The organism is Syntrophotalea sp. (genome assembly GCF_050253115.1).
Taxonomy (GTDB): domain Bacteria; phylum Desulfobacterota; class Desulfuromonadia; order Desulfuromonadales; family Syntrophotaleaceae; genus Syntrophotalea; species Syntrophotalea acetylenica.
In genome coordinates this window covers 1-8,811 of the sequence record NZ_JBFWJQ010000102.1, presented here as the reverse complement: position 1 = coordinate 8,811, position 8,811 = coordinate 1, and the positions used below count along the sequence as shown (strand labels likewise).

General features: G+C 56.6%; 7 protein-coding genes, 1 pseudogene and 1 riboswitch. Of the genes and pseudogenes, 3 read left to right on the top strand and 5 right to left on the bottom strand.

The features are described from left to right. Positions 1-519, top strand: a pseudogene (locus AB7E65_RS10300) (hypothetical protein); the annotation flags it as partial. A 52-nt stretch (positions 520-571) separates the two neighbouring features. Here the strand turns inward: AB7E65_RS10300 and AB7E65_RS10295 are convergent. From AB7E65_RS10295 to AB7E65_RS10275, 5 genes are all read right to left on the bottom strand, one after another. Next, entirely contained in the window at positions 572-1,114 is a 543-nt protein-coding gene (locus AB7E65_RS10295) for a Smr/MutS family protein (protein WP_428745830.1), read from the bottom strand. 176 nt (positions 1,115-1,290) lie between these two features. Further along, on the bottom strand, positions 1,291-2,016 hold the full coding sequence (locus tag AB7E65_RS10290; protein WP_072285452.1) for a tetratricopeptide repeat protein: 726 nt from the start codon (positions 2,014-2,016) through the stop codon (positions 1,291-1,293). 75 nt (positions 2,017-2,091) lie between these two features. Next, the gene (locus tag AB7E65_RS10285) at positions 2,092-3,906 is read right to left on the bottom strand and encodes a LysM peptidoglycan-binding domain-containing protein (RefSeq protein ID WP_428745829.1); all 1,815 of its coding nucleotides are present in this window, start codon (positions 3,904-3,906) and stop codon (positions 2,092-2,094) included. Between the two features lie 5 nt (positions 3,907-3,911). Then, positions 3,912-5,570 (bottom strand): GTPase HflX, encoded by a 1,659-nt coding sequence (gene hflX, locus AB7E65_RS10280; RefSeq protein ID WP_072285454.1) that lies wholly within the window; start codon positions 5,568-5,570, stop codon positions 3,912-3,914. 77 nt (positions 5,571-5,647) lie between these two features. Beyond that, positions 5,648-6,415, bottom strand: coding sequence for an enoyl-ACP reductase FabI (locus tag AB7E65_RS10275; protein ID WP_428745828.1), 768 nt, complete (start codon positions 6,413-6,415; stop codon positions 5,648-5,650). A 332-nt stretch (positions 6,416-6,747) separates the two neighbouring features. Here AB7E65_RS10275 and AB7E65_RS10270 point away from each other — a divergent pair, with 332 nt between their 5' ends. Then, positions 6,748-7,737, top strand: coding sequence for a sensor domain-containing diguanylate cyclase (locus AB7E65_RS10270; protein ID WP_072285456.1), 990 nt, complete (start codon positions 6,748-6,750; stop codon positions 7,735-7,737). 245 nt (positions 7,738-7,982) lie between these two features. Then, positions 7,983-8,058: riboswitch (cyclic di-GMP riboswitch) on the top strand. 446 nt (positions 8,059-8,504) lie between these two features. Continuing rightward, the coding region (locus tag AB7E65_RS10265) for a diguanylate cyclase domain-containing protein (protein ID WP_428745827.1) at positions 8,505-8,811 on the top strand (307 nt) is incomplete at its 3' end.

Genomic DNA, 8,811 nt, shown 5'->3' with positions numbered 1-8,811 from the left:
GAAGCCACGCCGGAAGCCACGCCGGAAGCCACGCCGGAAGCCACGCCGGAAGCCACGCCGGAAGCCAAACCGGAAGCCAAACCGGAAGCCAACCCGGAAGCCAAACCGGAAGCCAAACCGGAAGCCAAACCGGAAGCCAAACCGAAAAGGCCCCGACGCGTTTCAACAAAAACCCGCCATGAGGCAGCACCGGAATCAGGCGGCACGGTACCGCAAAACAGTGCCGAAACACCTGACACTTTGGCGACTTCGGCTACCCAGGCGGCACCGGAACCCGCTGCTGCGACCGTGGCAACACCAAAGCCCAAGCGTTCCAGGCGTGTTGCCCTCCCGGCAAAATCGATGATCCCGAAGGAAGCTGAACCGAACCCGACTGCAGCCAACGGGACTCCCGCTGTTGCCACCGCCACGGCCGAAGAACCGCCCAAGAAAAAACCGGCCCGTCGCCCTCGCAAGCCGACAGTCAAAAAACCGGCGGAACCGGCAGCGCCTGACACCAATAAGGACGAGCCATCATAAAAGTTCAAAGGTTCCCCATAGCAAAAGGCCGCAGCGTTGCTGCGGCCTTTTGCTATCCGGCACCGCCATCTTTGCGGGTTTGCCGCAAAAAAACCACCAGGGCCCCTTCTCCACCATACCGGGCCGGAGCGCGTCCCCACTCGACAACCCAGGCCTTCGCTTCATACCGGAGGTATTTTTCCATATCGGCACGCAGCACCGGCCCCCCGGGAGACCCTTTGCCCCTCCCGGTGATCACAAGAACTGTCTTCCGGCCCTGAAAAACGCTGTCTTCAAGAAAAAAACGCACCTTCTGTCGGGCTTCATCGCGAGTAGCGCCGTGAAGATCGAGTTGCGCCTCGGGCAACAGCTTCCCCTGGCGCAGTTGCCGCATGCGTCGGGGCGCAGCAGAGGGCTCTGCCTGCGACGGCATTTCATCGCGAAACACGCTGTCCATACTACCCAGGGCGGCAAGAAACAATTCCCTGTCCGTAGCAGGTATCGTGGCCGGTTGCGCCGGTATTGGCGCGGGACTCTCCTGTTCGGGGAGCATGGACGTCACATCGTCGGCATCCCGTTTTTCCACCCGCAGCATCTCCATTTCCTGCGCAAACAAAGCCGCGTCATCCGTCTCAGCCGGAACCGGCGTTGTCCGCAAAGTGTTTTTTCCCTCAGCGGGAGACGGCGGCAGGTGTGACTTGGAAACAGCAAGCCCCTTCAGTTTTTTGAAGGGGCTGATTTGAAATTCCTTACCGGAAACACTGGGTTCCGGTTTCTTTTTGCGTGCCACGCCTATCGCCTCACAATCTTGCGCCGCCCCTGCACCGCCTTGGTCTGTTTCTTGACAATGGCGCCGGTTTTTTCCAGATGGAACTGCAGCCACGCATCACCATAAATCTGCATCTTCATTTTGCGTCCGTTGACGAGCGCATCGAGATTTTCCTGGAGATTTTCATCGTTGCCGGTTTTTTTGAGTCCCTTTTTCATAACCTCGATAGCCTGGCTGTGCTTTCCGACTTTTTCCAGGCAGTAGGCATACAGATTCCAGAGCAGTGGTTCATTGCGGGTGAGGCTGACGGCTTTTTCAAAGGTTTGAATCATTTTATCCGTTTTGTTCCGCTTCATGTAACAGATGGCCAGCATCCCCATCGAGGGCCAGTGACGACCGAAGCCTTTCTGCAGAAAATCAAAGGCCTTGCCGAAATCCCGTTTAAGATAATGAAGACTGCCAATCTGGGAATACAGCTGGGAAGTTACCAGAAACTGCCATTTCCCCAAAGGCAGGGTGGCCTCCAGGGTTTTGATGGCTTTGTCGGCGCGGCCGGCCATCATGTCACGTTGAACGGTTTCCATAACGGCCGTCAGCTTTTTGAGCACGCGGCGGCTCAGCAGGAAATAAACCAACCCGAACGCCAACAGCCCGACAAGCGCGTTGAGCCAGGGCTGCAGATCAGTCGCCACCTGCAACAAACCGGCAACAAGGATGTAAACCGCCAGGGATATCGCCAGATTGATCATATAAAAAAGGGTCCTTTCACATGGGAAATCGATTCGCGAGGCAGTGTAGCAACGGACCCGGAAAATGTCAAAATCTTATCCCCGATGATGGTTGCCGACATGCAATGTCAGTTTCTGGCCGGGCCGCAGAACATGGTTTTTGGCCAGATTGTTCCAGTTGCAGATCTGCCCCACGGCGAGATCGAACCGGCGGCTTATACTCCAAAGGCTATCGCCGGAGCGCACCCGATAGACAATTTTTCGCTGCTGTTGGCCGCCAGCGCTTCCGGATAATTTCAGCGTCATGCCGGGTTTCAGAAGACTGTTTTTGTGCAAATTGTTGATGGCGCATAAATGCTGTACCGTCACATCGTGTCGACGGGCAATGTCCCAAAGGTTGTCCCCCTGACGAACTTCGTGAGTCCTCTCGGACCGGGCTGCCCTGGCAGTCCCGCCGACAATCTTCAGCACCCTGCCGGGCCGCAATACGTCATCCGACTGCAAACCATTGCTGGCTGACAACCGGTCCGGGGCCATGTCGAAACGACGCGCGATACCCCACAAAGTGTCGCCGCGCCGTACCTTGTAACTCGCAGGTACCACCTGCGCCTTGTCTTCATCCGAAAAACTTTTTACCAAACCACTCAAATCAGAACGCAAAGGCAGGGTAATCTCGGCTCCGGCGCGAAGGGAACGAGGATTTTTGATGCGGTTCAAACGCATGAGATCTTGCGTTTTTATGCCAAACCGCAAAGCCAGCGAACTCAGAGTATCGCCGGGACGCAAACGGTAGTGCCGATAACTGGCACGACGGCTGGCCGGAATGGCGGCAAAAGCGGCGAGGAAGGAATCCCGCCTGCCCTCGGGAATCCGCAGCTTGTAATCCTTGATTCCCGGCGGAGTACACCAGCGTTTCAGCTCCGGGTTGAGCTTCTGAACATCGCTGATCTCCACATCGCATAAACGGGCGACGATATCCAGATCGGTGCTCTCCGGCAGCACCACCTCGTCATAGGCGAGAGGCGGCTGGTAGGCGATATTATCAAATCCGTACCGGGACGGATTTTTGGCTATGTGCAGCACGGCGTACAGTTTGGGTAAATAGTTGCGGGTTTCCAGCGGCAGATGGCCGTCCCGGCATATTTTCCAGAAATCCCGGGTTCCGGCATTGCGAACCGCCTGCCCCACCCTGCCGGAGCCGGCATTATAGGCGGCGATAGCGAGATTCCAGTCTCCTTCGAACCGCACATGAAGATCCCGCAGATGACGCGCCGCGGCAATGGTGGCCTTGACGGGATCGCGGCGTTCGTCAAACCACCATTCGTTTTTCAAACCATACAATCTGCCGGTAGCCGCCATGAACTGCCAGGGTCCAACCGCATTGGCACGACTGACCGCCTTTTCATTGAATCCCGATTCGATCATGGCCAGGTAGGCCAGATCTTCAGGCAGGCCTTCCTCGGCAAGGATGCCGCGCATCATGGGCAAGTAGCGCCCGGAACGCTCGAGCCAGCGGTGGAATGCCCGACTGCCACGATTGACGTAATAATCGATAAAGTAGCGAACCTTGTCGTTTTCGACCACCGGCAGGTCGTAGACAGGGTCCTGCTCAACAGCCGTCACGCCCTCATCTTCCGGGGCCAGCATATCGGCATCGGAGAGCAGGGCCAGATCCTCGAGGGTTTCGGCATCATCGGGCACCATGCTTGCCTCGACACCCTCGTCGTCGCCGAAGAATTCGGCTTCCTCGCCAGCATCTTCGTCGGTGAGGCCTTCATCCAGAGCCGATTTTTTTACCGATTGCAGTTTTTTCACGGGAACCGGCGCGGTTTTTCCGAAGGGTCCAACAGGACCATGGCAGCCGGTCACCAGACTGGCGAGCAGGAAAAACCCGAAATATTTTTTTATCATGACAATCACATCTCCTCAGCTTCCGTCCGCCCCTCTTTTTCCAGGGGCCAGAATCTTCCCTCCAGCAAATTCAAAAGCGGCTCGAAACTCTTTCGATCGCGAGCACTTACGGCGATCGCATCAAAGCGGCGGCAGAGAGCATCGACCTGCTGCCGGGCAACCAGATCCATCTTGTTGAAAACCAGCTGTCTGGGAATATGCCCCAGATCGAGATCGTTGAGGATTTTTTCCACCGCGGCGATCTGCTCCTCGAAGCGCGGATTGGCGCAATCCACCACATGCAGCAAAAGATCCGCATCTTCCAGCTCTTCCAGCGTTGCACGGAACGCGCCAATCAGGCTTTTGGGCAATTGCCGGATAAAGCCGACCGTATCGGTGATAATAACCTCCCGCTCCATGGGAAAGCGCAAACGGCGGCTGGAGGTATCCAGCGTGGCAAATAAAAGATCTTCGGTCAGCACCGTGCTTTGGGTCAGGGCATTGAGCAAAGTCGATTTCCCGGCATTGGTATATCCGACGATCGAAATGATGGGCACACCGGACCGGATCCGCCGCTGGCGGCGCTGCAACCGCCCCCTGGAGAGATGTTTCAGCTCATTTTCCAGGCGGGTGATACGATCGCGAATGCGCCGACGATCGATTTCCAGCTTGGTTTCCCCCGGTCCGCGCCCGCCAATGCCGCCCATCAACCGCGAAAAAGCGACCCCGCGCCCGACCAGGCGTGGCAAAATGTATTTGAGCTGCGCCAGCTCCACCTGCACCTTGCCATCGCGGGTGTGGGCCCGACGGGCAAATATGTCGAGAATCAACTGTGAACGGTCGATGACTTTAAGGTCGGTCAATTCGGAAATGGCCCGCACCTGGGCCGGGCTGAGATCCTGGTCGAAAACAAGCAGCGTGGCCCCCTGCTGCAGAGCGCGGATGACCACTTCCTTGGCCTTGCCCTCACCCATCAGATACCTGGGATTGATCTGGCGAGGCCGCTGAACAAAACGATCCAGCACCACCACCTGGGCGGTACGGGCCAGCTCGGCCAGTTCGTCCAGGGAATCCTCCACCTCGTAACGTGGTTGCTGACTGACGGAAATCAGGATTCCTTTTTCCCGCGGATCGGAAAGATCCACGGTTTCAGCGATTCCGGATTCGAGTTCCTGTTCCAGAGATCGAAGAAAAATCCCCAGATTGACATCCAGATCGTGAATTGAAGCGGTTTTCTCGACCTCGACCTGCCGTCCTTCCGGATTCGGGGGCAGCAAATGCGCATACTCGACCTTTCCCGGCCCAGCCTGCGTCCCCGCATCGATGACAACCATCAGATCGAGACACAACAGCGCCAGGTCGGTCAAATCGTCTTCGCTTAATGGCTCGCCCCCGATGTGAGTATGGATACAGCGCAACCCCCGAAGGCCGCTGCGGCCACGGCCATACCCGGACAGATCCGGGATGACGATTTCACGGTCGTCGCCGACAATTACATAGCGGATGGTACCGCTACGGTCGATGATCACCCCGACCTGACGCCGAATTTCGAGAGATTGCTCGCTCAGATAGCGGGCAAGCTCCGTCGAAATAATCTGATCCGGGGGAATCCGTCGACGATAGATGCGCTCCAGAGCCTTGATCTGACCCGGTTTCAGTCCTGTGAGATTACCGTGAACCACCATAGCGCCCTGAAAAATAAAAAAGGACCCACGAGAGGTCCTTTGTGTCTATAGAAAGTCAAAGCAAGGCCATCGGAATTTCAACCGACAACAAAATTGAAGCCTGCATCGACAAAATGCACTTCCCCCGTCACACCACTGGCCAGATCGGACAGCAGGTAAAGAGCGGATTTGCCAACCTCTTCCTGGGTAACAGTACGGTGCAGTGGCGCGATTTCATCCATGATACGCAGTTTTTCCTTGAACTGGCCGACAGCGGACGACGCGAGGGTCTTGATAGGACCGGCGGAAATCGCATTCACGCGAATATTCTTTTCCCCCAGTTCGGCCGCCAGATAGCGTACCGATGCCTCCAGCGCAGCCTTGGCGACCCCCATGACATTGTAGTTGGGCACCGCCCGCTGAGCGCCAAGGTAGGTAAGCGTGATGACGCTGCCCCCCTCGTTCATCAGGGGAATGGCACCACGGGTCACAGCAACCAGGGTATAGGCACTGATATCCATGGCAAGCTTGAAACCGTCGCGGCTGGTCTGACTGAAGGAGTTCTTGAGATCTTCACGATTGGCGAAAGCGACCGCATGCACGACAAAATCGATCTTGCCCCATTTTTTGCCGACTTCCTCGTAAACCGCTTCAATATCCTCGTCCCTGGACAAGTCGCAGGGCAGGATGAGCTCCGCATCGACGCTTTCCGCCAGGGGACGAACACGTTTTTCCAGGGCTTCGTTGAGGTAGGTGAAAGCCAGGGTGGCACCAGCGGCATGAAGCTGCCTGGCGATACCCCAGGCGATACTGAGGTCGTTCGCCACACCGAAAATAATGCCACGCTTGCCCGTCATAAGACCCATAGAAGAGCCCTCCTTTTGTGAATATAATGTAAAGGCAATTTTTAACAAAATCGGTCCGATTGTTCAAGACATATATAACTTATTCCTCAAATCCACGAATTACCGAGGGTTTACACTACACATGCATTCGGTTGCGCCCCCTGTACGGGCGGCATGCCCAGACATTGACACCGGTTCGGATGCGGTCAAGGACTGACCGGATTTGCGATTGAGCCGGAATCAGAGACGCATGCAAGCCTGCGGATTGACGCCGCCACGGCGGAAAAGGGCCGTTTCCGGATGAAAACTAACTGCTGGCGGCAAACGGCAACATCGGATACAATGGCGACATCATGACTCATGAGAACACGTGCGCCGAATTACTCGACCAGTTGCAGGCCGTAGCGGATTCACTTCCTGCTCCCGTTTTTGTCATTGATTACGATGGTCGTTACACCGCCGTATTCGGTGGACGGTTTCGCAACCATTACGATGGGGGGCTGAACCTGGTGGGATGCCTGATGCAGGATGTGCTGCCGGAGGAAAAATGGCGGCTGTTTCTTTCGGTGGTTCGTCGAGCCATCGATACGGGAACGCTACAGACCTGCGATTACCAGCTCGCCTCCATGGAAGTCGGGGTCACCGAAAACGACGGCCCCCCCGGTCCCCAGTGGTTTCATGGCCGGATCTATCCTGTAATGCCCAGGCCAGGAAAAAAACCTTCGGCGGTCTGGCTGGCCATCAATGTCAGCGAACAAAAAACGATGGCGGATCGACTGCAGCGACTTTCCGAACGGGACGATCTGACCGGCACCTTCAATCGCCGCTATTTCATGGCCCGTCTGGCCGCCGAGGTTCAGGCCGCCAGACGCGAGGACACCGCACTATGCATCATCACGCTTGACGTCGATCACTTCAAAAGGATCAATGACCGTTACGGTCACATGACAGGGGATCTTGCGTTGCAACATCTGGTGGCAACCCTGCGTGTTCAATTGCGCCGGCAGGATATTCTGGCGCGGATCGGTGGCGAGGAATTTGCCATCCTGTGCCTGGCCACCGTACCGACCGAAGCCTGGACCGTGGCCGAGCGCCTGCGCCAGGGTATCAAAGACGCACCCCTCGCCACGGATCATGGTCCGTTGCGCATGACCATCAGCCTGGGCATCGCGGCCATGCATGCCCGGGAAACAAACCTTCAGGCCCTGCTGTCGCGTGCCGATCTGGCGCTCTACCAGGCCAAGGAGTCCGGCCGTGACCGCACCTGTTTCGCGGCACCTCCAGACCCCAGCGACTGCCAGGGGCCCCAGGACCATGGCACAAACCAGCCTCTTCCCCCCTGAGTATCCGACCGGAAAACACACACCGGTCCATGCGCAGCGCTTCAATAATTTTTATGGACATTCCGGTTCATCACGTTATGATGAAGCCGGAAAGTTTTTATACATCTCCAGAAACCCCCAGAAACCCGTTGGATGGCTGGAAGAACTTGCGAGCTGCATGATCTGATGCTCTTTAACCGGCAAGACAAGGTTCTGAAACTACGCCGCAACACCGTAAGACCGAGTTTTTGCACCTCCACCAAATTTTCCGATAATGGCAAAACCGGGGCAACCCGGTGACGCAAAGCCACGGATCCCGAAAGGGATAGCCGGGTTACCGAAGAAAATGGCCGATAACGACTCCCTTTTTTCCATAAAATTCACCCGCAGCACCCGAGGCCCTGTTACGGCAATGGCTGGAGGTGCTGTTTCTGTACCGGCATTCATACGGCATGAGTAAATTCAGCAACCGGCACCTTTCCGAGGTTTATCCCATGCGGTCTTTTCTGAAATATCCCTTTGTGAAAACTGTCATTCTTTCATTTTCCGCACTGCTCTGCCTGTCGGCACCGACCGTTGCTTCCAGCTGGCAAACCGGATTGGCAAAACGTCCTGAGAAAAACCTCGTCCAGCCAGCCGTGCCGGGCTCTGCGGTCTTTCCATGGCAGGCCTGCGCCCTGGCTCCAGCCGGTTTGTTGCTGCTGCTGGGGCCGGTTGCTTGCATCATATACCTGCGTCATAGGCGCACGTCCCGGGCGCTGCGGGAAAAGGAAAAGCTCTTTCGAGCCATGGTCAAGTTCACGCATGACTGGGAATTATGGCTGGACCCAAACGGTGCGTTACTCTATTCCTCCCCTTCCTGCGAACGCATCACAGGGTTTCGTGACGAGGATTTCAGGCGCGATCCCGACCTGCTTTCACAAATCATCGCCGTCATGATGCTGGACCTGGACGATTTCAAACAGATCAACGACACCACCGGACATGCCAAGGGCGATGAATTGCTGGTGATGCTTACCGCGCGGATGCGCCAGCAGTTGCACCCCGGCGACATGCTTGCACGGCTTGGCGGTGACGAGTCTATCCTGTTGCTGA

What these genes read in the sequence shown, in the direction of transcription:
- AB7E65_RS10290 (WP_072285452.1), bottom strand. Translation starts at nt 2,016, where the DNA reads ATGATCAATCTGGCGATATCCCTGGCGGTTTACATCCTTGTTGCCGGT.
- AB7E65_RS10285 (WP_428745829.1), bottom strand. Translation starts at nt 3,906, where the DNA reads ATGATAAAAAAATATTTCGGGTTTTTCCTGCTCGCCAGTCTGGTGACC.
- hflX (WP_072285454.1), bottom strand. Translation starts at nt 5,570, where the DNA reads ATGGTGGTTCACGGTAATCTCACAGGACTGAAACCGGGTCAGATCAAG.
- AB7E65_RS10275 (WP_428745828.1), bottom strand. Translation starts at nt 6,415, where the DNA reads ATGGGTCTTATGACGGGCAAGCGTGGCATTATTTTCGGTGTGGCGAAC.
- AB7E65_RS10270 (WP_072285456.1), top strand. Translation starts at nt 6,748, where the DNA reads ATGACTCATGAGAACACGTGCGCCGAATTACTCGACCAGTTGCAGGCC.